Raw genomic sequence first — 24,222 nt, 5'->3', positions numbered from 1 at the left:
ATCAGGGGGCCGGGCCGCGGGCCCGGACCCCCGCTTCTGCGAACCCGGGCGCGCGTCCCGGGGAGACCGGCGGTCAGTCGGTGGCGTTGACCGCCTCCTCCACCGAGGTGTGAATGGGGAACACCTTGGTGAGACCGGTAATACGGAAGATCTTCAGAATGCGCTCCTGGTTGCAGACCAGGCGCAGTGAGCCCTCGTGGGCCCGGACACGCTTCAGGCCGCCCACCAGGACGCCGAGGCCGGTGGAGTCGAGGAAGTCCACGCCCTCCATGTCGACGACGAGGTGGAAACTGCCGTCGTTCACCAGCTCGACCAGCTGCTCGCGCAGCTTGGGCGCGGTATATACATCGATTTCGCCGCCGACCTCGACGACCGTGCGGTCGCCGTTAGGGCCAGACACATTGCGAGTCGACAGGGACAGGTCCACGGATCCTCCAGCACCTTGCTATCGAGCGGTCGCCCCATGGGACACCTCGGCAGAGCCCCCGGGACGGTTCGCCAGCCGCGATGGCATTCAATCACTTACCGGCAGGCGTGCACGACGCCTTAGGCCCATTGTCCGTCACGCCAGTGACACACTCGGTGCCGATGGCCAAGAATCACCGATCCGATCGATCCTCGACGGACACCGCTTCCCGCCCCTCGCCAGGCACGGTCCTGGACCGGCTCGCCTCGGGGCCGAGCCGGGCTTCGCGCATCACTCATACGGAGCACTTGCCCCCGCGCGAGGGTCGGCATGCCGTCTGGCCCGACCGGATCCGTTCGGAGGTCATCGCCGCGGTGCAGGCCGCGGGGATCGAACACCCCTGGGCCCATCAGGCACGGGCCGCCGAGCACGCCCTGGACGGCGAGTCGGTGATCGTCGCCACCGGCACGGCCTCGGGCAAGTCCCTGGCCTACCTCGCGCCCGTCCTGACGGCCCTGCTCGACGGCTCGGAGGCCCCGAACGGCCGTGGCGCGACCGCTCTGTACCTGGCGCCGACGAAAGCCCTCGCCGCCGACCAGTGTCGATCCGTGAAGGAACTTTCACAAAGTTTGGGCACTGCCGTACGCCCAGCCGTGTACGACGGGGACACTCCCGTCGAGGAACGCGAGTGGGTGCGCCAGTACGCGAACTACGTCCTGACCAACCCCGACATGCTCCACCGCGGGATATTGCCCCCCCATCCCCGCTGGTCCTCCTTCCTGCGCGCCCTGCGCTACGTCGTCATCGACGAGTGCCACACCTACCGCGGAGTCTTCGGCTCCCACGTCGCCCAGGTGCTGCGCCGCCTGCGCCGCCTGTGTGCCCGCTACGGCGCCTCTCCCGTCTTCCTGCTGGCCTCCGCCACCGCCGCCGAGCCGTCGGTGGCCGCGGGGCGGCTGACGGGCCTGCCCGTCGTCGAGGTCGCGGACGACGCCTCCCCCCGCGGTGAACTGGTCTTCGCCCTGTGGGAGCCCCCGCTCACCGAGCTGCACGGCGAGAAGGGCGCACCGGTCCGCCGGACGGCCACGGCCGAGACCGCCGACCTGCTGACCGACCTGACCGTGCAGGGCGTGCGCTCGGTCGCCTTCGTACGGTCCCGGCGTGGCGCCGAGCTGATCTCGGTGATCGCCCAGGAACGCCTCGCCGAGGTCGACCGCTCCCTCGCCCGGCGTGTCGCGGCCTACCGCGGCGGCTACCTCCCCGAGGAACGCCGCGCCCTCGAACGCGCCCTGCACTCCGGCGAGCTCCTCGGGCTCGCCGCCACCACCGCCCTGGAACTCGGCGTCGATGTCTCCGGTCTCGACGCCGTCGTCATCGCCGGCTACCCAGGCACCCGCGCGTCGCTGTGGCAGCAGGCGGGGCGGGCAGGACGCTCCGGCCAGGGCGCGCTGGCCGTGCTGGTCGCCCGCGACGACCCGCTGGACACATTCCTCGTCCACCATCCCGAGGCCCTGTTCGACCAGCCGGTGGAATCCACCGTCCTCGACCCGGACAACCCGTACGTCCTCGCCCCGCACCTGTGCGCCGCCGCCGCCGAGATCCCCCTCACGGAGGACGACCTCGAACTGTTCGGGCCCGCCGCGGCGGACCTGCTGCCACAGCTGGAGGCCGCGAAACTCCTCCGCCGACGCACGAAGGCCTGGCACTGGACCCGACGGGAGCGGGCCGCGGACCTGACCGACATCCGCGGCGAGGGCGGCAGCCCGGTCCAGATCGTCGAGGCGGGCACCGGGCGGCTGCTGGGCACGGTCGACGCCGGCGCCGCCCATACGACGGTCCACGAGGGCGCGGTCCACCTGCACCAGGGCCGTACGTACCTGGTGCGCACACTGGACCTGGACGACTCCGTGGCCCTGGTCGAGGAGGCCAATCCGCCGTACTCGACGGTCGCCCGCGACACCACCTCCATCTCCGTCCTGGAGACCGACGTCGAAATCCCCTGGGGCGACGGCCGGTTGTGCTACGGCTCCGTCGAAGTGACCAACCAGGTCGTCTCCTTCCTCAGACGGCGCGTCATCACCGGTGAAGTGCTGGGCGAGTCGAAACTCGACCTCCCTCCCCGCACGCTCCGTACGCGCGCGGTCTGGTGGACGGTCACCGAGGACCAGCTGGACGCGGCCCGCATCAATCCGGAGATCCTCGGCGGCGCCCTGCACGCCGCCGAGCACGCGTCGATCGGCATGCTGCCGCTCTTCGCGACCTGCGACCGCTGGGACATCGGCGGCGTCTCCGTCCCCCTCCACCCGGACACGCTCCTGCCTACGGTCTTCGTGTACGACGGCCATCCCGGCGGCGCGGGATTCGCGGAGCGCGCCTTCCACACGGCCCGCGCCTGGCTCGACGCCACCCGGCAGGCCATCGCGTCCTGCGAGTGCGATGCCGGCTGCCCGTCCTGCATCCAGTCCCCCAAGTGCGGCAACGGGAACGACCCCTTGCACAAGAGAGGTGCCGTACGCCTCCTCACGGAGCTGCTGCGGGCGGCACCGGAGAGCTGAACCGGCGCACGGCCGACGGGGCGCCGCGGGCCGGGCCGGCACCGGCCACGGGCCACCGGCCACCGGCCACCGGCCACCGGCAGCCGACCGCCGACGGGCTACAGCCGGTCGAGCGGCCACCTACGGCTGAGCGGCCGCCGCGCGGGCCGGCCCGGATGACGGACCAGCGGACGGCCCGGGCGGCTGCCCGAGGTCGGGCGAGGCGGCCGGGCCCGCCCTGGCTCTGACCTCCGCGGCGAACGGTCCCCGGCCCGACGTCGCCGTCACGTCCGAGACCTCACCCTCGACCCCGCAACGGACCAGCCGGGCACCCTGCGCTCTCGCCACCCTCTCCGCCAGCGCGCAGGCCCCCGTGCCGCCGTCCATCCAGTGGTCGGCCGCTGCGAGCGCCGCCAGGTCGGCGGCCCCGGCCGCACGGTGGCGGACCACGACGGAGTGCCCCATGGCCAGGACCGCTCCGAACACGACGCACAGCGCGGTGATCACCCCGACCGTCCAGACCGTCGCCGACCCGGCGTCGGAGGCACCCCGCGCCGTCCGGCCCGAGGAATCCCGCGCCGCCCGGCCCGAGGAACCCCGCACCTTCCGACCCGAGGAACCCCACACCTCCCGGCCCGAGGAACCCCACACCGCCCGACCCGAGGAGTCCAGCGCCTTCCGGCCCGAGGAACCCCACGCCGCCCAGCCCGAGGAGCCCCGCACCTTCCGACCCGAGGAGCTCGACGGACTCCGAGGGTGCCGGTGAAGCCGCAGCGCCCGCGCGGCCAGGCCGCGCCCTCGTCCCTTCATCCGCCCGTCACCCCCGGCGCCGTCACCGTCTCCTCGGCCAGTGCCACGGCCTCGTCGCTCAGGTCCACGGAGAGCGCGCCCGGGCCCGGCGTACGGGCGGTCACCGTCACCCGGACCAGGTCGTCCTCGCGGTGCACCACGACTTTCGCGCCGCGTGGCGCCGCTTGTCGGGCCGTCGCCAGCACCGCGTCCGGAGCGTCCTGGCGGGCCGCCGCGCGGGCGCCCGCCCTCGCCGCGTCCACGCACTGGATCTGCGCGGACGCGGCCAACAGGGCCCAGACCAGGGACATCCCGACGAGCACCAGCGAGGGCAGCACCACCGCGGCCTCGGCGGTCACGAACCCCCGGTCCCCCCGCTGTCCAGGGCCTTCGCATTGGACGCCCGCTCGGGGCGGGGCCGGACCTCGACGCCCGGCGCCTACTCGGGCCGGGACCAGGTCCAGCCGCCCGACGCCCGCGTGGGGCGGGCCCAGACCCTCGTCCCCGGCAACCGCCCGGCGCGGAGCCGAACCGTCGTCCCCCGCGACCCCACGTGCGGCCACCTCACATCCGGACATCGAGCGCCCGCCCCACGATGCCCTGCAGCTCCTCACTGACCTGCCCGCTCGTCACCACCTTGTAGAGCACGGCCGCGAAGGCCACGGCGGCGATGATCCCCACCGCGTACTCGGAAGTGACCATTCCCGTGTCCCGGCGCACCAGCCGGAGCATCCACACCCGCATCCGTGCCGGTCCTCGTACGAGACCTCGTACTGTCCTGCGCATCACAACCCCCGTGTCTTCCCGTCTCGTTGTTCGCCTTCCGTGCGCCGTGTCCGCCGCGCACGCCTTCCACCGAATCCGCTCGGCGACCGCGTCGCCCGTCACCCACCTCCTCCGTGCAGCAACCCGCCGGCCAGCCCGATCACCACGGGCAGCACTCCGATGGCGAGGAACGCGGGCAGAAAGCACAGGCCGACGGGTGCGGTGACCATGACGGCCGCTCTTCGTGCCCGGGCCGTCGCCGCACGCCCCCGCTCGGCGCGGGCCTCCGCGGCCAGCCGTCCCACCGGCGCCGCCGCCGGGACACCCGAGTCGCCCGCCCGCTCCAGCAGTCGCGCCAAGCCCGGAGCACCCGGCATCGACGCCAACTTGGCCCACGCCTGCGCCGGTTCGCCTCCGAGCCGCACTTCTGCCGCGCCCCGTGCGAGACGGTCCCCGACTGGCCCGCCCAGGGCCTCACCCACGGCGCGAGCCGCCACCACGGGGCCGGCACCGGCCGCGATACAGGCCGCCACCAGGTCCGCTGCCAAGGGGAGTTGCCGGGCGGCATGCGCCCTGTCGTACTCCTCCACGGGCTCGGCCCGCCGGCGCCGCAGCCACTGCCGGGCCGCGCATCCGGCGGCCAGCCCGATCGCCGCCCCGGCGAGGCCCCCGATCAGCACCCAGCCGGCGCACACCGCGCCCACCACGGGCACCCATCGCCGTCCGCCACGCGGCCTCACGAGGCGCCGTCGGACGGGCGCTGCCCGCGAGTTCGCCAGCGCGATGAGTCTCCGGCGCACTCTCCGTTCGTGGCGTGCCGCGTGGAGGGCATGGGCCGACCAGCCGAGCGCCAGCGCCCCGCACATCATTGCCCCCAGCCTGTGGACAACGTCCGCGATCATGCGTTCTCCGCCCCTCTCACGATCCTCAGCGCCCACCACAGTCCGGCCCCCTCCAGCGCCCCGCCGACGAGCAGACAGCCGAGTCCAGGGCCCGTGTGCAGCAGCACGTGCAGCGGGTCGGCGCCCAGCGCGGTGCCGAGCAGCAGGCCCAGGACGGGCAGGGCGGCCAGCATCGCGGCCGTGGAACGCGGTCCGGCCAACTGGGCACGGAGATCGGCTCTTTCATCGCGTTCTGCACGCAACGCTCCCTCCAGCCTGTCGAGCCCCGCCGCGAGCCCCGCGCCCCGGTCCACGGCCACCCGCCAGCACGCGGCCAGCCCCACCAGTCCCTCCGCACCGGGCTGCCGCGCCGCCTCGGTGAGCGCGGCGGGGACGTCTCCGCCGAACCGTGCGGCGGCCAGCACGGCCGGCTGTGCCTCGCCGAGCCCGCCCGAGTCGTGTGCGGCCCGCAGCAGTGCCTCCCCCGGCTGGCATCCCGCCCGCACCTCACCGGCAAGAGCACCGCACAGCGCGATGACCGCGTCGACGCGCCGGTCCCGCTCCTGCCTCGCCTCGGCGGAGCGCCGCACCCGTCGAAGCAGGGGCACGGCGACCGCTCCGAGAAACAGCGGCACGACGGACGCGCCCAGCAGAGCGATCACCGATCCGGCGGCCGGCGCCCACACTTCGGCCCGCAGTCGCGCTCGAAGCCGACGCCATCCGGTGACCGCCTTCGCCCACGGCGGTGGGCCGTGTGCCACCACTCCCCCGCCCGGGCACAGCAGCGACGCCCTGCGCGCCGCCGCATCCCCGACGCCCGTCAACCAGACCGCCGCCCCGGCACACGCCACGGCCACCACCACCGTCGTCGTACCGATGTCCGTCACCACGACCCGCTCCCCTGCGTCCCGTCGCGGAGCAGCCCCTTCAGCCGCTCCCATCCCCGCTCGTACACGAAGGCGTCCTGGCCCCACCTCAGCGCCGGTACCGTCACCACCAGCCCGGACACGTCGCGCTCCAGCACATGCACCTCGGCGATGCGCCGCCGCCCGGCACGGTCCCGTACCAGGTGCAGGACCACGGACAGCGCCGCCGCCAACTGGCTGTGCAGGGCGGCTCGGTCGAGTCCGGCGGCCGTGCCCAGCGCCTCCAGCCGGGCCGGGACCTGCGCCGCCGCGTTCGCGTGCACGGTGCCGCAGCCGCCTTCGTGACCGGTGTTGAGCGCGGCCAGCAGCGAGACGACCTCGGGCCCGCGGACCTCCCCGACGACGAGCCGGTCCGGTCTCATCCGCAGTGCCTGACGGACGAGGTCGTGGAGCTCGACGAGACCGGCGCCCTCCTGGTTGGCGGGGCGCCCCTCCAGGCGCACCACATGAGGGTGCTCGGGGCGCAGTTCCGCCGAGTCCTCGGCGAGCACGATCCGTTCACCGGGACCGACCAGACCCAGCAGCGCGCTCAGCAAGGTCGTCTTTCCCGAGCCCGTGCCCCCGCTGACGAGGAAGGACAGTCGGGCGTCGAGCAGCGCTCTCAGCACCCGGTCCCCGCCGGGCGGCACGGTGCCCGCGGCGACCAGTTCGTCGAGTGTGAACGCGCGCGGCCGGACGACCCGCAGGGACAGGCAGGTGGAGCCCACGGCGACCGGCGGCAGCACCGCGTGCAGGCGGGTGCCGTCGGGCAGCCGCGCGTCCACCCAGGGGCGTGCGTCGTCGAGCCGGCGTCCGGCGACGGCCGCGAGGCGTTGCGCGAGGCGCCGGACGGCCGCCGCGTCCGTGAAGGAGACGCCGGTCAGTTCCAGGCCGCCGCCCCGGTCCACCCACACCCGGTCCGGGGCCGACACCAGTACGTCGGTCACCGAGGGGTCGGCGAGCAGCGGTTCCAGCGGGCCGCTGCCGACCAGTTCGGATCGCAATCGCTCCGCCGCGCCGAGGACTTCGGCGTCCCCGAGCACGCGGCCCTGTTCCCGCAGTGCCTGGGCCACCCGCGCGGGTGTGGGCTCGGAGCCGCTCTCGGCGAGCCATCGGCGAACGCCGTCCAGCAGTCCGGCGCCGCAGTCGGTGCCCGCCGTGGGGTCCCAGCTCATACGCCCCCTCCCTCTGCCGGAAGCCGCTGCCACAGGGCGGTGCAGAACCGGGCGAGCGGCCCCCGCGCCGCTCCGCCGGGCGGCGCTCCGCCGTCCAACGCCATGGATTCGGCGGGCACTTCTCCCACCAGGGGCAGGCCGAGCAGTCGCGCGACCTCCCGGTCGTCGAGGCCCGGCGCGTAGGGCCCGCGCACCGCGACCCGCAGATCGCGCAGGATCATGCCCACCGCCGCCGCCACCCGCGCGGCCGCCGCGATCCCGCGCAGGTCGGCGGGGACCACCATGAGTCCCAGATCGATCTGGGCGAGGGCCTCGGCGACGCCCTCGTCGACACGTCGCGGCAGGTCGACGACGACGGTGCCGCCGCGCCGTCGGGCGGCGGCCAGGACCGCTCGGACGGCTTGAGGCGGGATGGCGACCGAGTCACCGCGGTCCCAGCTCAGGACGCGCAGCGCGTGCACTTCGGGCAGGGACTCCTCCAGAGCGCCGCCGCCGACCCGGCCGTGGGACGCGGCGAACGCCGGCCAGCGCAGGCCTTCGGCCGCCTCTCCTCCGAGGAGTACGTCGAGTCCGCCGCCCAGCGGATCCGCGTCGACGAGCAGGGTGCGCCTGCCCTCCCGCGCCGAGGTGACGGCGAGCGCGCACGCCAGCGTGGACGCCCCGGCACCGCCGCGACCACCGAGCACGCCGACGGTGAGGGCGGGCGGACCCACTCCTTCGGCCACGTCGGCGATGCGATCGACCAGCCATTGTTCGCCATCCGGCAGCATCAGGACGTGGTCGGCACCGATCTCCACGGCCCGCCGCCAGACCCCGGAGTCGTCCTGATCCCGACCGACCAGCACCACTCCCCGCCGCCGCGCGGCCCCGCGCACACGCCGCGCGGCGTCGTCGCCGACGAGCACGAGAGGCGCCGCCTCCCAGGCGCCCCGTCGCTCCGGAACTCCGTGATGGACCTCCGGTCTGGCGCCTGCCGCCGCGCACAGCCGCAGCAGGTCGTCCAGCAGTTCGGCGTCCTCCGTGACGATCAACGGTCCGCCCTGCCGCCCCTCGGCGGCGGGCGGCCGGTCATGTGTGATGGCTCCCACCACGATCTCCAGCCCCCTTCGCTGCTTGCGCCGCGGGGTCCGCTGCGACCCCGCGAATCCCGCTCGTGTGAAGAACCGGCAACCGGCCTCCATATGAACCGCCGATACGAACCGGCCATACGCGCACCACAATCGGAACCGGCCATGAACTCGCCGCGAGCGGAGCGCGTTGGAATCACAGTGATGCGCGCCCGGAAATCATGTGGATCTTGGTCGAAAACTGTGGACAACTCAGTGGTTGTGAATATCGCGTTCACCCATACCGGTGACCCCTGTGCGACTTCCGCAGAGCAGTCTCACAGCTACGCACAGTGACGAATCATGGGCATGCGAAGAGCACGGCCAGAGCGGTGCCGAGGAGGCTCCGAGGCCGTGCGAATGAGGGGGAAAATGCGTCCGGACATGCGACGACCCCCGCCGGGGGGGAGAGCGGGGGTCGTCCCCACGGCCGACTCGGGGGGGGAGGAGTCGGACCGGGTTAGCACGGTCGCGAACGATCCGTGACTTCCATGGTGTACCCGAGAGCCCTCTCAGGCAAACCCACGCGCCCCACCTTACGCCGAATGGTGGGCGCATATGCTCAGGCTCGTGGAAAACCACTCCTTGCCTCGCACAGCAGCCTTCTTTGACCTGGACAAGACGGTCATTGCGAAGTCGAGCACGCTCACGTTCAGCAAGTCCTTCTACCAAGGCGGGCTGATCAACCGCAGGGCCGCGTTGCGTACCGCATATGCCCAGTTCGTGTTCCTCGCCGGCGGCGCCGACCACGACCAGATGGAGCGGATGCGCAAGTACCTGTCCGCGATGTGCCGCGGCTGGAACGTCCAGCAGGTCAAGGAGATCGTCGCCGAGACGCTGCACGACCTGATCGACCCGATCATCTACGACGAGGCCGCGTCCCTCATCGAGGAGCACCACACCGCCGGGCGCGACGTGGTGATCGTGTCCACGTCCGGAGCCGAGGTCGTCGAGCCGATCGGCGAGTTGCTCGGCGCGGACCGGGTCGTGGCCACCCGCATGGTCGTCGGGGACGACGGCTGCTTCACCGGCGAGGTGGAGTACTACGCCTACGGACCGACGAAGGCGGAGGCGATAAAGGAGCTGGCCGCCTCCGAGGGATACGACCTGGACCGCTGCTACGCGTACAGCGACTCGGCGACCGACCTGCCGATGCTGGAGTCCGTCGGCCACCCCCACGCGGTGAACCCCGACCGCGCACTGCGCCGCGAGGCGATCGCCCGCTCATGGCCGATCCTCGACTTCCACCGCCCCGTCCTGCTGAAGCAGCGACTGCCCTCCTTGTCCGTACCGCCACGGCCCGCACTCGTCGCGGCCGCCGCCATAGGCGCGGCGGCGGCCACCGCGGGGCTCGTCTGGTACGCGAGCCGACGGCGCGCGACAACCCTGTAGTCCCGTCAAACAGGTGCGTGCACGGCACATTGACGACCGTTTCACACCCGTTTGAACCTAAAAGTAAAGAAGTAGAGCCAGGGGTTTCGCTTCCTCGGGACCAGGAGTACAAAGGGGTTAACGGCCCGCGAGACCAAGGACATCCGAGAGGATCACCTTTAAACGCAACCAAGGCCCCACGGACCGAGCATGAACACCAGGCACCCACGCGACGTCGACCCGTCGATTACGGGCCAGCCGCACCAGGTGACGGGCAACAGTTCCCGGCCTGATGGGCAACATATCGAGGACGCTTGGTAACCCGGTGAGCATGCCAGCGGCGGTACGAGATCTCGTACCGCCGCAACCCTGTTCAGGCAGTCTTCCGCCTCACGCCGCCCCGCGCTGGAGCGCCTCGCAGACCGCCGTCGACTCCCTGGCCCCCAGCACGACCGCCTTGCCGCAGTGCGCGATCCAGGCCGCCACGCCGTCAGGGGTTCCGGAGACATATCCGTCCAGGGCCGTCAGATAGGCCGCGCGGCCGAGCTCGGCGTGGCCCACCTCCGCCGGGCAGATCGACTTCGGGTCGAGGCCGCTGCCCACCAGGACGATCCGCTCGGCCGTGCGGGCCACCAGGCCGTTGTGGGAGGTGAAGGGGCGCAGCGCGAGCAGTTCGCCGTGGACGACCGCCGCGGTCACCAGCGCGGGGGCCGAACCGCCCGCGACGATCAGCTCGGACAGCCCTTCGAGGCGGCCGGCCACCTCGTCCGCGTCCGGCAGCGTCAGCTCGACCAGGGGCTCGTCGACCGGCTCGCCGTCCTGCCGAGGGCGGCCGATCTCGTCGTCCTTGCCCGCAGCCGCCACCAGGTGCAGCCGGGCCAGCACCCGCAGGGGCGACTGCCGCCAGATGGACAGGAGTTGGCCCGCCTCCGCGGTCAGCCGCAGGGCCGCACCGACCGTACGGTCCTCGTCGCCCGCGCTGAAGTCGGTGCGGCGGCGCACCTCTTCGAGAGCCCAGTCCGCGCCCGACAGTGCCGCGGAACCGCGCGCGCCGCGCAGCGCCGCCTCGGACGTGATCTCGTTGCTGCGGCGCCGCATGATCCGGTGCCCGTAGACCCGGTCCACCGCTTTGCGGACGGACTCCACGGATTCGGCCACTCCGGGAAGGGACCCCAGGGCCGCGAGCGGATCGGCGTGCGCACCTGTCGTACTCATGAGTACGACACTACGCACCCCGGGCCCCCGCCCCACGAAGGAGTGGTCTTCTTCACGTGACCCTGACACTCAGGGCGATCGTGCGACTACGCTTGGTGAACATGAAAATTGCTTTCGTCGGGAAGGGCGGCAGCGGCAAGACGACCCTGTCCTCTTTGTTCATCCGCCACCTCGCGGCCACGGGGGCGCCGGTCGTCGCCATCGACGCCGACATCAACCAGCACCTGGGGGCCGCGCTGGGCCTCGAAGAGGCGACAGCCGCGGCACTGCCCGCCATGGGCGAGCGGCTGCCGGTGATCAAGGACTATCTCCGCGGCTCCAACCAGCGCATCGCGTCCGTGGAGACGATGATCAAGACGACCCCGCCCGGCGAGGGCTCGCGCCTGCTGCGGCTGAACGAGAACAATCCGGTCTACGACGCCTGCGCGCGTCCGGTGGAACTGGACGGCGGCACCGTCCGTTTGATGGTCACCGGCCCGTTCACCGAGGCCGACCTGGGAGTGGCCTGCTATCACTCCAAGACCGGTGCAGTGGAGCTCTGCCTGAATCATCTCGTCGACGGCCACAGCGAGTACGCCGTCGTCGACATGACGGCGGGATCGGACTCCTTCGCGTCCGGCTTGTTCACCCGCTTCGACATCACCTTCCTGGTCGCCGAGCCGACCAGGAAGGGAGTCTCCGTCTACCGCCAGTACAAGGAATACGCACGCGACTTCGGCGTGGTCCTGAAGGTCGTGGGCAACAAGGTGCAGGGCCAGGACGACATCGACTTCCTGCGCGCCGAGGTCGGTGACGACCTCCTGGTCACGGTCGGGCACTCGGACTGGGTGCGTGCCATGGAGAAGGGCCGCCCGCCCCGGTTCGAGCTCCTGGAGGAGCCCAACCGCCGTGCGCTGCGCACGTTGCAGACCGCCGCCGACGCCACGTACGACCTGCGCGACTGGGAGCGCTACACGCACCAGATGGTGCACTTCCACCTGAAGAACGCCGGGAGTTGGGGCAACGCGAAGACCGGGGCCGACCTGGCCGCGCAGGTCGACCCCGGGTTCGTGCTGGGTGAGGGCCTGGTGGCCACCGTGTGAGCCGCGGCCATCAGGCCGCCGTCACGGCTTGACGGCCGGCGCCCCGGGGACACCCTTCGGGGCCGGGGCGGGGCGGCCCGAGAGGAAGGACGCCCAGCCCTGCTTCGGGGCCTCACCGACCTTGAGTCCGCGGAGCTTGTCGAGCGCGGCGGGGTCCTGGGCGTCGAGCCAGTCGGCGAGCTGCCGGAAGGAGACGCAGCGCACCTCGGACTTGGTGCAGACACTCTCGACGACCTGGTCGATGGCCCGCATGTAGGTGCCGCCGTTCCAGGACTCGAAGTGGTTGCCGATGACCAGCGGCGCACGGTTGCCGTCATAGGCGCGCTGGAAGCCCTTGAGCAGTCCGTCGCGCATCTGGTCGCCCCAGTACTCCTGCTTGTCGGGGTCGCCCTGGGTCTCGGTTCCCGACTGGCTGACCATGAAGTTGTAGTCCATGGTCAGCTGCTCGTAGTTGTGGCCGGGGAAGGGCACCAGCTGCATCGACAGGTCCCACAGGCCGTCCTTCTTCTTGGGCCAGACCTGGTTGTTGATGCCACTGGTGTCGTAGCGGAAGCCCAGCCGGCCGGCCGCCTTCCGGAAGTTCTCCTTGCCTTCCAGGCAGGGCGTCCGGGCGCCGATGAGCTCCTTGTCGTAGTCGAACGGCAGCGGTGACGCCTTCGTCATGCCGGTGTTGGTCTTCCAGGACTTCACGAACGACTTCGCCTGGGAGATCTCGCTCTTCCAGTCCGCGACCGACCACTCGCCGACCCCGCCGTCGGTCCCGCAGAAGTGGCCGTTGAAGTGCGTGCCGATCTCATTGCCCTCCAGCCACGCCCCGCGCAGCTGCGTCACGGTGTCCTTGATGCCCTGCTCGTCGTTGAAGCCGATCTCCGAGCTGCCGGGCGAGTGCTGCGGCGGCCTGTACAGATCGCGCTTGTCCTCCGGCAGCAGGTACAAGCCGCTCAGGAAGTACGTCATCGTCGCGTTGTTGGCCTTGGAGATCTTGCGGAAGTGCGAGAAGAGCTTCTGGCTGTCCTCGCCGGCACCGTCCCACGAGAACACCACGAACTGCGGAGGCTTCTCACCCGGCTTCAACTTCTTCGGCTTCGGCAGATGCGGCTGCGCACCGGTGAACGCGGTGGACCCGTCGCCGATCAGACGGATCGCGCTCTTGGGCGCCGGGGCTCCCGCGCCCTCCTTGGTGCCGTGCGCGCCTTCCTTCGAACCGGTGGCGCCCGTCCCGCAACCTGCGAGCGCCGATGCGCAGGCCGCGGCGACTGCCACGCCCGCGGCGATCCTCTGAGTGGCGGCCATCTTCCGCCCTCCTTCTTCCTTCGGTCGGGGCAACGCCGATCAGGGCGTTCTGTGGTGATGTGCAGTGATCTGCCGACAGCGCCGCCAAGGTCGCACGGGACCGAGAAAGGAATAAATATGACAAGCCGATGAAATGCCCACTTCACCCGCACGGGTGAATTAATGCCCCATTTGCTGCGATTTCCGGCAAGAATCCTTTACTCTGCATTACGATCCGTTTACCGAGCGTTGAAAATCCCGCCGCTGCACGCCGTGACCCACGGCCGCGATCCACCCCCGCCACCTCGGACGGGGGTCCACTCGTTCCGCGACCGCGCTGCCCCGGAGGAGACGGGAACCATGTCCGCCTGCGTCCCCACCCGCGCCGCCGACTCGACTCGGCCCGCCCACACCCACCAGCCCCACAGCCCCCCACCGACCCCACCCCGCCGATTCCATGTCGCCGGGCCCGACCTGTCGGCCTCGATCTCCGTCTTCCTGATCGCCCTGCCCCTGTCCCTCGGCATCGCCCTCGCCACCGGCGCGCCGCTCCAGGCCGGCCTCGTCGCCGCGGCCGTGGGAGGAATCGTCGCCGGACGGCTCGGCGGCTCACCGCTCCAGGTGAGCGGGCCCGCCGCCGGACTCACCGTCGTCACCGCCGAGCTCATCCACCGCTACGGATGGCGGACGACCTGCGCCATCACCGTCCTCGCCGGAGTCGCCCAACTGGGCCTGGGCTGTCTGCGGGTAGCCCGCACGGCGCTCGCCGTCAGCCCCGCGATCGTGCACGGCATGCTCGCCGGCATCGGCGTGACCATCGCCGTCGCCCAGCTGCACATCGTGCTGGGCGGCACCCCGCAGAGCTCCGTCCTCGACAACATCCGCGCGCTGCCCGACCAGCTGGCGCACGTACAACCCGCCGCGGTGACGATGAGCGCGCTGACCCTCGCACTCCTCTTCACCTGGCCGCGCATTCCCGGCCAGGCCGGGAAGCTCCTGCGCGCCATCCCCGCCGCGCTCGTCGCCGTCGCCGGAGCCACCGTCGCGGCCACGCTCGCGGGCCTGACCCTGCCCAAGGTCGACCTGCCGTCATGGAGCAGCCACGCACTGGCCGGACTGCCCGACGGGCCGGTGCTCGGCGTCGCTGCCGCCGTGCTCACCACCACGCTGGTGTGCAGCGTGCAGTCGCTGCTCGGCGCCGTCGCCGTGGACAAGCTGATCGCGGGCCGGCCCGCACAGCAGACCCGGGTGGGCCGCTCCGACCTGAACCGCGAACTGCTCGGTCAGGGCGCCGCCAACATCGCCTCCGGCGCGCTCGGCGGACTGCCGGTCGCCGGCGTGGCCGTACGAAGTTCCGCGAACGTGAACGCCGGCGCCGTGAGCCGGAACTCCACGATGCTGCACGGCGTTTTCGTAGTGATCGCCGCGCTGCTGATGGTCCCGATCCTCGAGCTGATCCCCCTCGCGTCGCTCGCCGCCCTGGTGATGGCCGTCGGCATCCAGATGGTGTCCCTGAACCACATTCGCACGGTGACCCGCCACCGCGAGGTCCTGGTCTACGCCGTCACCACCCTCGGCGTCGTCCTCCTCGGAGTCCTCGAAGGCGTGGCGCTGGGGGTCTCCGTGGCCGTCGGCGTCGCCCTGCACCGCCTCGCCCGCACCCGCATCACGCACGAGGAGAGGGGAGATGTCCATCACGTACGCGTACGGGGGCAGCTGACGTTCCTCGCGGTGCCGCGGCTCAGCCGGGCCCTCCATCTCATCCCCCAAGGAGCTCACACCGTGGTCGAGTTGGACGGATCCTTCATGGACCACGCGGCATACGAGTCACTGCAGGACTGGCAGAACTCGCACGTCGCGCGGGGCGGCACGGTCGAGTTCACAGGCCGGGCCGGGACCAGGATCGCCGAGCCCGCGGGCTCCGCGCACTGCCGCTGCCGGCCCTGGACCCCCTGGCGCAACCACCACTGCGAACCGTCCGCCGCCCCGCGGGCCACGCCCGCCTGCGAACCGTGCGCCACGGCGGACGAGGAGGGCTGCGCCACCGGACCGAGCGGCCATCAACTGGCGCGCGGCATCAGCGCGTTCCAGCGCAACACCGCACCTCTGGTGCGGGGCGAGCTGGCCCGGCTGGCCCGGGAGGGGCAGCGGCCGTCCCAGCTGTTCCTCACCTGCGCGGACTCCCGGCTCGTCACGTCGATGATCACCTCCAGCGGCCCCGGTGACCTCTTCGTCGTACGGAACGTGGGCAATCTCGTGCCGCTGCCCGGGGACGAGAGCGGCGACGACTCGGTCGCCGCCGCGATCGAGTACGCGGTGGACGTGCTGAAGGTGCGGTCCATCACGGTGTGCGGGCACTCCGGGTGCGGGGCGATGCAGGCCCTGCTGGCCTCGGAGCCCGGAGGGGCGCTGACCCCGCTCAAGCGCTGGCTGCGGCACGGACGCCCGAGCCTGGAGCGGATGGCCGCCGAGGACCACCCGGGAGCACGGTTCACCGCACGCGAACCCGCCGACGCGGTGGAACAGCTCTGCCTGACCAACGTGGTGCAGCAGCTGGAGCACCTGCGGACCCACGAATCCGTGGCACGAGCCCTGCGGGAAGGCGCGCTCGAGCTGCACGGGATGTACTTCCACGTCGGGGAGGCGCAGGCGTACCTGCTGGACGATCGCGACGGGGCCGAGCTGTTCGAACACGTCGGGGCGACGGAGGATCTGCGCCACCCGGCATGACCGCACCACGCCACCCGGCGTGACCGGCTGATGGTGCGCGGCCCCGTCCGAAGGGGCCGCGCACCGCATGGGTGCCTCCCGCGCGTCGGGGGGCACTTCGTGCGTTCCGGGGGCCGTAGCGGGGAAGCTGGGCCGGTGAACCCGACGGCCGGACCGTACGTGACCCTGAGTGCGGCTCTCTTCGGCCCGCACGAGGGATGTGCGGGACGTGCCCGAGGGCCGGGACGCACAGCGAGAGCCGGCTGCCCGGACCAGCACGATCCAACAGGTCTAAACCAATTTGGGATCGGCCCTTGTCATCGAGGCCCCCGGTCTGATGAGCTGTGGCCTGGGACACAACGGACACCCTGGGAAAGGGAGATGTCGTGAGCAACGAAAGCCTGGCCAACCTGCTGAAGGAAGAGCGCAGGTTCGCGCCGCCCGCCGACCTGGCCGCGAACGCCAACGTCACCGCGGAGGCGTATGAGCAGGCCAAGGCTGACAGGCTCGGCTTCTGGGCCGAGCAGGCCCGCCGGCTGACCTGGGCCACCGAGCCGACCGAGACGCTGGACTGGTCGAACCCGCCGTTCGCCAAGTGGTTCAAGGACGGCAAGCTCAACGTCGCGTACAACTGCGTGGACCGGCACGTCGAGGCCGGACACGGCGACCGCGTGGCCATCCACTTCGAGGGCGAGCCGGGCGACGGCCGCGCCATCACCTACGCCGAGCTCAAGGACGAGGTCTCCAAGGCCGCGAACGCCCTGACCGAGCTGGGAGTCGGCAAGGGCGACCGGGTCGCCGTCTACCTGCCGATGATCCCCGAGGCCGTCGTCGCGATGCTGGCCTGCGCCCGCATCGGTGCCGCGCACTCCGTCGTCTTCGGCGGATTCTCCGCGGACGCCATCGCCACCCGCATCAAGGACGCCGACGCCAAGCTGGTCATCACCTCCGACGGCGGCTACCGGCGCGGCAAGCCGTCCGCGCTCAAGCCCGCCGTCGACGAGGCCGTGAACCGCGTCGACGGGGTCGACAAGGTCCTGGTCGTCCGGCGTACGGGCCAGGAGGTCGACTGGACCGAGGGCCGCGACGTGTGGTGGCACGAGATCGTCGAGCGTCAGTCCGCCGAGCACACCCCGGAGGCGTTCGACGCCGAGCACCCGCTCTTCATCCTCTACACGTCCGGGACGACGGGGAAGCCGAAGGGCATCCTGCACACCTCCGGCGGCTACCTCACCCAGGCGTCGTACACGCACCATGCCGTCTTCGACCTCAAGCCCGAGACCGACGTGTACTGGTGCACGGCCGACATCGGCTGGGTCACCGGACACTCGTACATCACCTACGGCCCGCTCTCGAACGGCGCGACGCAGGTCATGTACGAGGGCACGCCCGACACCCCGCACCAGGGGCGCTTCTGGGAGATCATCCAGAAGTACGGCGTCACGATCCTGTACACGGCGCCCACCGCCATCCGCACGTTCATGAAGTGGGGCGACGACATCCCCGCGAAGTTCGACCTGTCGTCGCTGCGGGTGCTGGGGTCGGTCGGCGAGCCGATCAACCCCGAGGCCTGGGTCTGGTACCGCAAGCACATCGGCGGCGACCGCACCCCGATCGTGGACACCTGGTGGCAGACGGAGACCGGCGCGATGATGATCTCGCCGCTGCCCGGGGTCACCGAGACCAAGCCGGGCTCCGCGCAGCGCGCGCTGCCGGGCATCGCGGCGACGGTCGTCGACGACGAGGCCAACGAAGTACCGAACGGCGGCGGCGGTTACCTCGTCCTGACCGAGCCGTGGCCGTCGATGCTGCGCACCATCTGGGGCGACGACCAGCGGTTCATCGACACGTACTGGTCGCGTTTCGAGGGCAAGTACTTCGCCGGGGACGGCGCCAAGAAGGACGAGGACGGGGACATCTGGCTGCTCGGCCGGGTCGACGACGTCATGCTCGTGTCCGGGCACAACATCTCGACGACCGAGGTCGAATCGGCTCTCGTCTCGCACCCGTCGGTCGCCGAGGCGGCGGTCGTCGGCGCCGCGGACGAGACGACCGGGCAGGCGATCGTGGCCTTCGTGATCCTGCGGGGCTCGGCCTCCGCGGACGACGAGGGGCTCGTCGCCGACCTGCGCAACCACGTGGGCTCCACGCTCGGGCCGATCGCCAAGCCCAAGCGGATCCTTCCGGTGGCGGAGCTGCCGAAGACACGGTCCGGCAAGATCATGCGCCGACTGCTGCGCGATGTGGCCGAGAACCGCGAGCTCGGTGACGTCACCACCCTCACGGACTCCACGGTGATGGACCTCATCCAGGCCAAGCTCCCGGCGGCGCCGAGCGAGGACTGACGACGCGGACTGACGACGCGGACTGACGACGCGGACTCGCGAAGCGGCCGGACGACAAGGACTCACGACGAGCCCTGACGACCCGGCACCGTCCGTTCGGGGGCACCAGGCGCGGCTCTCCCCCAGCCGCGCCGAGTGCCCCCTTTCGCGGTTCATGTGAGGATCGTCGTACAGCAACGGCCACCTGCTAGGTAACCTGAGGAAAGCGTCAACGACGCGACAAGATCGTCATGGTGTGCCGGGAAGTCTGGTCGGCAGGTACTCAGTCCTGCCCACCGACCGGAGGTCTCACCGTGACCGCGCTCCGCACCCCCGCCCGCAAGTTCCTCGGCCGGCTGTCCCTGCCCGAGCGGACCTTCGTCGCGGACGCGCTGCGCACCGAGACCGTCGGCGGCGTCCTGCTGCTCCTCGCCACGATCGCCGCACTGATCTGGGCGAACACGCCGCTGCAGGACAGTTACGCGAGCGTCGCCCACTTCCACCTCGGCCCCGCCGCGCTCGGGCTCGACCTGTCCGTCGAGCACTGGGCGGCCGACGGCCTGCTCGCCGTGTTCTTCTTCGTCGCCGGCATCGAGCTGAAACGCGAGCTGGTGGCCGGCGACCTGCGCGACCCGAAGGCAGCGCTGCTGCCCGTCGTCGCCGCGGTCTGCGGCATGGCCGTGCCCGCGCTCGTCTACGCCCTCACCAACGCGTTCGGCGGCGGCTCGCTCGACGGATGGGCCGTCCCGACCGCCACCGACATCGCCTTCGCGCTCGCCGTCCTCGCCGTCATCGGGACATCGCTGCCGTCCGCCCTGCGGGCCTTCCTGCTGACCCTCGCCGTCGTCGACGACCTGTTCGCCATCCTGATCATCGCGGTCTTCTTCACCGAGGACATCGACCTCGCCGCGCTCGGCGGCGCGGTCATCGGCCTCGCCGTGTTCTGGCTGCTGCTGCGCAAGGGCATACGCGGCTGGTACGTGTACGTGCCGCTCGCCCTCGTCATCTGGGGGCTGATGTACAACAGCGGCGTCCACGCCACGATCGCCGGCGTCGCGATGGGCCTGATGCTGCGCTGCCACCGGCGCGAGGGCGAGGAGCACTCCCCCGGCGAGCACATCGAACACCTCGTACGTCCCCTGTCCGCCGGGCTCGCGGTGCCGCTGTTCGCCCTGTTCAGCGCGGGCGTGGCGGTGTCCGGCAGCGCGCTGGGCGACGTCTTCACCCGCCCGGAGACGCTGGGTGTCGTCCTCGGACTCGTCGTCGGCAAGACGGTCGGCGTCTTCGGCGGCACCTGGCTGACGGCGCGATTCACCCGGGCGACCCTCAACGAGGACCTGGCCTGGGCCGACGTCGCCGCCGTCGCCACCCTGGCCGGCATCGGCTTCACCGTCTCGCTCCTGATCGGCGAACTCGCCTTCCAGGGCGACGAGGCCCTCACCGACGAGATCAAGGCCGCCGTACTGGTCGGCTCGGTCATCGCCGCCGCCCTCGCCACCGCGCTGCTGAAGATCCGCAACGCCAAGTACCGCGCGCTGTGCGAGGTCGAGGAGCGCGACGACGACCGCGACGGCATCCCCGACATCTACGAGGAGGACGACCCGGCGTACCACCTACGGATGGCCGAGATCTACGAGCGGAAGGCCGCCGAGCACCGCAGGCTTGCCGAAGTGAAGGGCGGGGCAGGCGCGGGAGACGACGGTCCGGCATGATCTGACCAGACGGTACAAACAGAAGCAGAAGCCGGACCGCACAGACTCAGCAGAAAAGGGAGAACGCGATGAGCGCACCCGACGGCAGCCCGGTCGGCGCCGAACGCAGCATCGGCCAGCTGTTCGCCTCGGCGACGACCGAGATGTCCGCCCTGGTGCACGACGAGATCGCGCTGGCGAAGGCGCAGCTCAAGCGGGATGTCAAGCGCGGCGCGACCAGCGGCGGCGCGTTCTCGGTGGCCGGGGCGGTGCTGATCTTCTCCCTGCCGATGCTGAACTTCGCCCTCGCCTACGGCATCCGGACCTGGAGCAACTGGAACCTGGCGATCTGCTTCCTGCTGTCGTTCGCCGCGAACGTGCTGGTCGCCGCCGTACTGGCGCTGATCGGTGTCGTCTTCGCCAAGAAGGCCAAGAAGAGCCAGGGCCCGCAGAAGGTCGCCGCCTCGATGAAGGAATCGGCGAGCGTCCTGCAGAACGCCAAGCCGCACCCCCGCGCGGAGCGGGTCGATGACGCGGTCGAGGCTGTGGCACGCTCATCCTCATGACCGACCCCGCCACACCTTCGGCGCAACCCGCCTCCGCCGTACGCATCGGCCTGCCCGGCGGACGCGAGGTGACCCACCGTGACGTCGCGGCGAACGGCGCCCGCTTCCACATCGCCGAACTGGGGGACGGTCCGCTCGTCCTGCTGCTGCACGGCTTCCCCCAGTTCTGGTGGGCGTGGCGGCACCAGATGACCGCGCTCGCCGACGCCGGGTTCCGGGCCGTGGCCATGGACCTGCGGGGTGTCGGGGGCAGCGACCGTACGCCCCGCGGTTACGACCCCGCGAACCTCGCGCTCGACATCACCGGCGTCGTACGGTCCCTCGGCGAGCCCGACGCCGCACTCGTCGGGCACGACCTGGGCGGGTACCTGGCGTGGACGGCGGCCGTCATGCGGCCCAAGCTGGTCCGTCGGCTCGCCGTGTCGTCCATGCCGCACCCGCGGCGCTGGCGTTCCGCGATGCTGTCCGACGTCAAGCAGACGGCGGCCGGCTCCTACATCTGGGGATTCCAGCGCCCCTGGATCCCGGAACGTCAACTCGTCGCGGACGACGGTGCCCTGGTGGGCCGTCTGGTACGGGACTGGTCCGGGCCGCGACAGCCGGACGACGAGGCCGTGGAGACGTACCGCCGCGCCATGTGCATCCCGTCCACGGCGCACTGCTCGATCGAGCCGTACCGGTGGATGGTGCGGTCCATGGCACGCCCGGACGGCATCCAGTTCAACCGGCGTATGAAGCGGCCCGTGCGGGTGCCGACGCTGCATCTGCACGGCTCGCTCGACCCGGTGATGCGGACGCGGAGCGCGGCGGGGTCCGGGGAGTACGTCGAAGCGCCCTACCGCTGGCGGCTGTTCGACGGGCTCGGGCACTTCCCGCACGAGGAGGACCCGGTGGCGTTCTCCACCGAACTGGTCAACTGGCTCAAGGACCCCGAACCGGACAGGTGACCGGGCCGGGACGCCCAACCCGGGTAGACCGACGACCCGTCAGCAGACGCCCGACGCCTCGTCAAAGCCGCTCGGGCCCCGCGCGCGGAAGCCGTCACAGGCCCGCGGGGGCAGCCGTCACGCCCGCGCGGACAGCCGGGAGTGACCGCGCGGACGCGCCCGGTATGCGAACGGGAACATCTGTGCTTCGAACGGCCAATTGCCTGGCGCATAGGCCAATTGAGGGCCCCGGGCGCGGTTATGGACCTTGGGGCGGGGGCAGACGTCGGGGTATGGGCTGGACGCACGACTACAGTGACGCAGCACGCAATCGCCGCTCGGCCACGGGCCTGAGCTCCCATCGGAGGGGTACCCCGCAGATGCCGGGCGCGGACCCCCGCGTGGGTATTCCGCACATCCTGCGCCGCCGGGCCCGCTGGGTCTCGGTACGACTGCGCCACCCGCGCGGCTGAGCGACGGCCCGCCCCCGCGGGGGCGGGCTCAGAGCGCGCAGCTGTCGCTGTCCACCTGCTGGTTGGCGGTACGCCCCTTGGCGACGTCCTCCGCGACCTCGTCCGCGGTGAGCGCGTATCCGGTGTTGGCATCGTCGAGCGACTTCGCGAAGACCACGCCGTACACCTTGCCTTCGGGTGTGAGCAGCGGGCCGCCGGAGTTGCCCTGGCGGACGGTCGCGTAGAGCGAGTAGACGTCTCGGCGCACCGTCTTGCGGTGGTAGATGTCCGGGCCGTTGGCCGTGATGCGACCGCGTACGCGCGCGGGCTGGACGTTGTACGCGCCGTTCTGCGGGAAGCCGGCGACGATCGCGCTGCTGCCGCTCGTCGCGTCCTGCCGGCTGAACTGCAGCACGGGCGCGTGGAGGTTGGGCACGTCGAGTACGGCGATGTCGCGCTCCCAGTCGTACAGGACGACCGTGGCGTCGTACTTCTTGCCCTCGCCGCCGATCTGCACGGTGGGCTCGTCGACCCCGCCGACGACGTGCGCGTTGGTCATCACACGGCGGTCGCTGAAGACGAAGCCGGTGCCTTCGAGCACCTTGCCGCAACTCTGCGCGGTACCCATCACCTTGACGATGGACCTCTGGGCGCGGGTGGCGACGGGGCTGCGGGCGAGCGCCGGGTCGGGCGGCTGCACCTCGGTGATGGGCTCGTTGGCGAAGGGGCTGAAGACCTGCGGGAAGCCGTTCTGCGCGAGCACCGAGGAGAAGTCGGCGAACCAGGTGTTCGCCTGGGTGGGCAGCGCGCGGGACACCCCGAGCAGCACCTTGGAGTTGCGGACCTCCTTGCCGAGCGTCGGCAGCGTCGTACCGGCGAGGGCGGAGCCGATCAGCCAGGCCACGAGGAGCATCGCCACCACATTCACCAGGGCGCCGCCCGTCGCGTCCAGGGCGCGGGCCGGGGACCAGGTGATGTACCGGCGCAGTTTGTTGCCCAGATGGGTGGTCAGGGCCTGTCCGACCGAGGCACAGACGATCACGACGATCACGGCGACCACGGCGGCGGTCGTACTCACCTCGGTGTCGTCGGTCGCCCAGCCCCAGATCAGCGGGAGCAGGTAGACGGCGACGAGGCCGCCGCCCAGGAAGCCGATCACCGACAGGATGCCTACGACGAAGCCCTGGCGATAGCCGACGATCGCGAACCACACGGCGGCGACCAGCAACAGGATGTCCAGCACGTTCACTGCTTCAAGCCTCGCCTCATCACTTTCCGGTCGCGATCGTCCGGCCGGGGGTCCAGGGGTCGCCCCCCGGAAAAACACAGCACGGGGGCCACCCTGTCATGAGCGCCAGTCGAGCGGGACCTGCTTCCCGCGGTCCCAGGGACGCTCCCAGCCGGAGTAATGCAGGATCTTGTCGATCACACCGGCCGTGAAACCCCAGACGAGTGCCGATTCGACCAGAAATGCCGGACCTCTGTGGCCGCTGGGGTGCACGGTGGTGGCGCGGTTGGCGGGGTCCGTGAGATCCGCCACGGGGACCGTGAAGACTCTGGCCGTCTCGGCGGGGTCGACGACGCCGACCGGTGTCGGACGGCGCCACCAGCCCAGGACCGGGGTCACCACGAAGCTGCTCACCGGGATGTACAGCTTGGGCAGCACGCCGAAGAGCTGGACGCCGCTCGGGTCGAGCCCGGTCTCCTCCTCGGCCTCGCGCAGGGCGGCCCGCAGCGGCCCGTCCCCCTTCGGATCGCCGTCCTCGGGGTCGAGGGCGCCACCGGGGAAGGAGGGCTGCCCGGCATGCGATCTGAGGGAGCTGGCGCGCTCCATCAGCAGCAGCTCGGGACCACGCTCCCCCTCGCCGAAGAGGATGAGGACGGCCGACTGGCGCCCCGCCCCGTCCGCCGGCGGCAGGAAGCGGCTCAGCTGGAGCGGCTCCACCGTCTCGGCGGCATGCACGACCGGGGCCAGCCAGTCGGGCAGACCGTCCTTGCTGAGCGTCACCGGCCCGCCCTGCGTGTCACTCGCGTGCGTCATCGCCACCCCCGT

Annotated in this window: 22 protein-coding genes; 10 read left to right on the top strand and 12 right to left on the bottom strand. The window is 71.5% G+C overall.

Going from position 1 to position 24,222, the window contains the following annotated elements:
- Positions 1 to 73 precede the first annotated feature (73 nt).
- Complete coding sequence (gene bldG / locus BKI49_RS20315; protein WP_028799135.1) at positions 74 to 427, bottom strand: anti-sigma factor antagonist BldG; 354 nt, start codon at positions 425 to 427, stop codon at positions 74 to 76.
- Between the two features lie 80 nt (positions 428 to 507).
- Here bldG and BKI49_RS20310 point away from each other — a divergent pair, with 80 nt between their 5' ends.
- Positions 508 to 2,961, top strand: coding sequence for a DEAD/DEAH box helicase (locus tag BKI49_RS20310; protein ID WP_179332509.1), 2,454 nt, complete (start codon positions 508 to 510; stop codon positions 2,959 to 2,961).
- A 120-nt stretch (positions 2,962 to 3,081) separates the two neighbouring features.
- On the opposite strand, the gene BKI49_RS35915 is transcribed toward BKI49_RS20310, so the two are convergent.
- On the bottom strand, positions 3,082 to 3,426 hold the full coding sequence (locus BKI49_RS35915; RefSeq protein WP_373557569.1) for an Rv3654c family TadE-like protein: 345 nt from the start codon (positions 3,424 to 3,426) through the stop codon (positions 3,082 to 3,084).
- On the opposite strand from BKI49_RS35915, the gene BKI49_RS35910 reads away from it, so the two are divergent.
- A complete protein-coding gene (locus BKI49_RS35910; protein WP_257004891.1) occupies positions 3,404 to 3,706 on the top strand; it encodes a hypothetical protein in 303 nt (100 codons plus the stop codon). The genes BKI49_RS35915 and BKI49_RS35910 overlap by 23 nt on opposite strands.
- Positions 3,707 to 3,746: 40 nt before the next feature.
- On the opposite strand, the gene BKI49_RS35905 is transcribed toward BKI49_RS35910, so the two are convergent.
- From BKI49_RS35905 to ssd, 6 genes are all read right to left on the bottom strand, one after another.
- Positions 3,747 to 4,088: a TadE family type IV pilus minor pilin gene (locus BKI49_RS35905; RefSeq protein ID WP_095935673.1), complete on the bottom strand. Its 342-nt coding sequence runs from the start codon at positions 4,086 to 4,088 to the stop codon at positions 3,747 to 3,749.
- 205 nt (positions 4,089 to 4,293) lie between these two features.
- On the bottom strand, positions 4,294 to 4,473 hold the full coding sequence (locus tag BKI49_RS20295) for a DUF4244 domain-containing protein (protein WP_028799138.1): 180 nt from the start codon (positions 4,471 to 4,473) through the stop codon (positions 4,294 to 4,296).
- 140 nt (positions 4,474 to 4,613) lie between these two features.
- Positions 4,614 to 5,396, bottom strand: coding sequence for a type II secretion system F family protein (locus BKI49_RS20290; protein ID WP_095935672.1), 783 nt, complete (start codon positions 5,394 to 5,396; stop codon positions 4,614 to 4,616).
- Complete coding sequence (locus BKI49_RS20285) at positions 5,393 to 6,265, bottom strand: type II secretion system F family protein (protein WP_095935671.1); 873 nt, start codon at positions 6,263 to 6,265, stop codon at positions 5,393 to 5,395. The genes BKI49_RS20290 and BKI49_RS20285 overlap by 4 nt, the downstream gene beginning before the upstream one ends.
- The gene (locus tag BKI49_RS20280; RefSeq protein WP_095935670.1) at positions 6,259 to 7,455 is read right to left on the bottom strand and encodes a TadA family conjugal transfer-associated ATPase; all 1,197 of its coding nucleotides are present in this window, start codon (positions 7,453 to 7,455) and stop codon (positions 6,259 to 6,261) included. The genes BKI49_RS20285 and BKI49_RS20280 overlap by 7 nt, the downstream gene beginning before the upstream one ends.
- Positions 7,452 to 8,546, bottom strand: coding sequence for a septum site-determining protein Ssd (gene ssd / locus BKI49_RS20275; RefSeq protein ID WP_095935669.1), 1,095 nt, complete (start codon positions 8,544 to 8,546; stop codon positions 7,452 to 7,454). Before ssd ends, BKI49_RS20280 begins: the two co-directional genes overlap by 4 nt.
- A 573-nt stretch (positions 8,547 to 9,119) precedes the next feature.
- Between ssd and BKI49_RS20270 the strand changes: the two genes are divergently transcribed.
- The gene (locus BKI49_RS20270; protein ID WP_095935668.1) at positions 9,120 to 9,953 is read left to right on the top strand and encodes an HAD family hydrolase; all 834 of its coding nucleotides are present in this window, start codon (positions 9,120 to 9,122) and stop codon (positions 9,951 to 9,953) included.
- Between the two features lie 369 nt (positions 9,954 to 10,322).
- Here the strand turns inward: BKI49_RS20270 and BKI49_RS20265 are convergent, their stop codons facing one another.
- The gene (locus BKI49_RS20265) at positions 10,323 to 11,147 is read right to left on the bottom strand and encodes a Fic family protein (RefSeq protein ID WP_095935667.1); all 825 of its coding nucleotides are present in this window, start codon (positions 11,145 to 11,147) and stop codon (positions 10,323 to 10,325) included.
- Positions 11,148 to 11,248: 101 nt separating this feature from the next.
- Here BKI49_RS20265 and BKI49_RS20260 point away from each other — a divergent pair, with 101 nt between their 5' ends.
- On the top strand, positions 11,249 to 12,229 hold the full coding sequence (locus tag BKI49_RS20260) for an ATP-binding protein (protein WP_179332507.1): 981 nt from the start codon (positions 11,249 to 11,251) through the stop codon (positions 12,227 to 12,229).
- Positions 12,230 to 12,250: 21 nt separating this feature from the next.
- Here the strand turns inward: BKI49_RS20260 and BKI49_RS20255 are convergent, their stop codons facing one another.
- Positions 12,251 to 13,522 carry a polysaccharide deacetylase family protein gene (locus tag BKI49_RS20255; RefSeq protein WP_095935666.1) on the bottom strand — a complete coding sequence of 424 codons (1,272 nt, stop codon included), beginning with the start codon at positions 13,520 to 13,522 and terminating at the stop codon, positions 12,251 to 12,253.
- 339 nt (positions 13,523 to 13,861) lie between these two features.
- Here BKI49_RS20255 and BKI49_RS20250 point away from each other — a divergent pair, with 339 nt between their 5' ends.
- The 6 genes from BKI49_RS20250 to BKI49_RS35900 all read left to right on the top strand — a co-directional run bounded on the left by BKI49_RS20250 (position 13,862) and on the right by BKI49_RS35900 (position 22,190).
- Positions 13,862 to 16,231 carry a SulP family inorganic anion transporter gene (locus tag BKI49_RS20250; RefSeq protein WP_095935665.1) on the top strand — a complete coding sequence of 790 codons (2,370 nt, stop codon included), beginning with the start codon at positions 13,862 to 13,864 and terminating at the stop codon, positions 16,229 to 16,231.
- Between the two features lie 323 nt (positions 16,232 to 16,554).
- Positions 16,555 to 18,555: an acetate--CoA ligase gene (gene acs / locus BKI49_RS20245; protein ID WP_095935664.1), complete on the top strand. Its 2,001-nt coding sequence runs from the start codon at positions 16,555 to 16,557 to the stop codon at positions 18,553 to 18,555.
- Positions 18,556 to 18,848: 293 nt separating this feature from the next.
- Positions 18,849 to 20,246 (top strand): Na+/H+ antiporter NhaA, encoded by a 1,398-nt coding sequence (nhaA, locus tag BKI49_RS20240; RefSeq protein WP_095935663.1) that lies wholly within the window; start codon positions 18,849 to 18,851, stop codon positions 20,244 to 20,246.
- A 68-nt stretch (positions 20,247 to 20,314) separates the two neighbouring features.
- Entirely contained in the window at positions 20,315 to 20,791 is a 477-nt protein-coding gene (locus BKI49_RS20235) for a phage holin family protein (RefSeq protein ID WP_095935662.1), read from the top strand.
- Positions 20,788 to 21,738, top strand: a complete 951-nt coding sequence (locus BKI49_RS20230) for an alpha/beta fold hydrolase (protein ID WP_095935661.1) — start codon at positions 20,788 to 20,790, stop codon at positions 21,736 to 21,738. The genes BKI49_RS20235 and BKI49_RS20230 overlap by 4 nt, the downstream gene beginning before the upstream one ends.
- 272 nt (positions 21,739 to 22,010) lie before the next feature.
- Complete coding sequence (locus BKI49_RS35900) at positions 22,011 to 22,190, top strand: hypothetical protein (protein WP_095935660.1); 180 nt, start codon at positions 22,011 to 22,013, stop codon at positions 22,188 to 22,190.
- Positions 22,191 to 22,218: 28 nt separating this feature from the next.
- Here the strand turns inward: BKI49_RS35900 and BKI49_RS20220 are convergent, their stop codons facing one another.
- Entirely contained in the window at positions 22,219 to 23,418 is a 1,200-nt protein-coding gene (locus BKI49_RS20220) for a MarP family serine protease (RefSeq protein ID WP_095935659.1), read from the bottom strand.
- Positions 23,419 to 23,514: 96 nt separating this feature from the next.
- Complete coding sequence (locus BKI49_RS20215; RefSeq protein ID WP_095935807.1) at positions 23,515 to 24,210, bottom strand: NUDIX hydrolase; 696 nt, start codon at positions 24,208 to 24,210, stop codon at positions 23,515 to 23,517.
- Between the last annotated feature and the right edge of the window lie 12 nt (positions 24,211 to 24,222).

It is taken from the genome of Streptomyces sp. Tue6028, assembly GCF_002300165.1.
Lineage (GTDB): Bacteria > Actinomycetota > Actinomycetes > Streptomycetales > Streptomycetaceae > Streptomyces > Streptomyces siamensis.
The sequence above is the reverse complement of the archived record's forward strand: the minus strand, read 5'-3'. Positions and strand labels throughout refer to the sequence as shown.

Bases quoted from the DNA above. Each gene is read 5' to 3' on its own strand.
- BKI49_RS20310 (WP_179332509.1), top strand. From the start codon at position 508: ATGGCATTCAATCACTTACCGGCAGGCGTGCACGACGCCTTAGGCCCA.
- BKI49_RS35910 (WP_257004891.1), top strand. From the start codon at position 3,404: ATGGCCAGGACCGCTCCGAACACGACGCACAGCGCGGTGATCACCCCG.
- BKI49_RS20295 (WP_028799138.1), bottom strand. From the start codon at position 4,473: ATGCGGGTGTGGATGCTCCGGCTGGTGCGCCGGGACACGGGAATGGTC.
- BKI49_RS20290 (WP_095935672.1), bottom strand. From the start codon at position 5,396: ATGATCGCGGACGTTGTCCACAGGCTGGGGGCAATGATGTGCGGGGCG.
- BKI49_RS20280 (WP_095935670.1), bottom strand. From the start codon at position 7,455: ATGAGCTGGGACCCCACGGCGGGCACCGACTGCGGCGCCGGACTGCTG.
- BKI49_RS20270 (WP_095935668.1), top strand. From the start codon at position 9,120: ATGCTCAGGCTCGTGGAAAACCACTCCTTGCCTCGCACAGCAGCCTTC.
- BKI49_RS20265 (WP_095935667.1), bottom strand. From the start codon at position 11,147: ATGAGTACGACAGGTGCGCACGCCGATCCGCTCGCGGCCCTGGGGTCC.
- BKI49_RS20260 (WP_179332507.1), top strand. From the start codon at position 11,249: ATGAAAATTGCTTTCGTCGGGAAGGGCGGCAGCGGCAAGACGACCCTG.
- BKI49_RS20255 (WP_095935666.1), bottom strand. From the start codon at position 13,522: ATGGCCGCCACTCAGAGGATCGCCGCGGGCGTGGCAGTCGCCGCGGCC.
- BKI49_RS20250 (WP_095935665.1), top strand. From the start codon at position 13,862: ATGTCCGCCTGCGTCCCCACCCGCGCCGCCGACTCGACTCGGCCCGCC.
- BKI49_RS20235 (WP_095935662.1), top strand. From the start codon at position 20,315: ATGAGCGCACCCGACGGCAGCCCGGTCGGCGCCGAACGCAGCATCGGC.
- BKI49_RS20230 (WP_095935661.1), top strand. From the start codon at position 20,788: ATGACCGACCCCGCCACACCTTCGGCGCAACCCGCCTCCGCCGTACGC.
- BKI49_RS35900 (WP_095935660.1), top strand. From the start codon at position 22,011: ATGGGCTGGACGCACGACTACAGTGACGCAGCACGCAATCGCCGCTCG.
- BKI49_RS20215 (WP_095935807.1), bottom strand. From the start codon at position 24,210: ATGACGCACGCGAGTGACACGCAGGGCGGGCCGGTGACGCTCAGCAAG.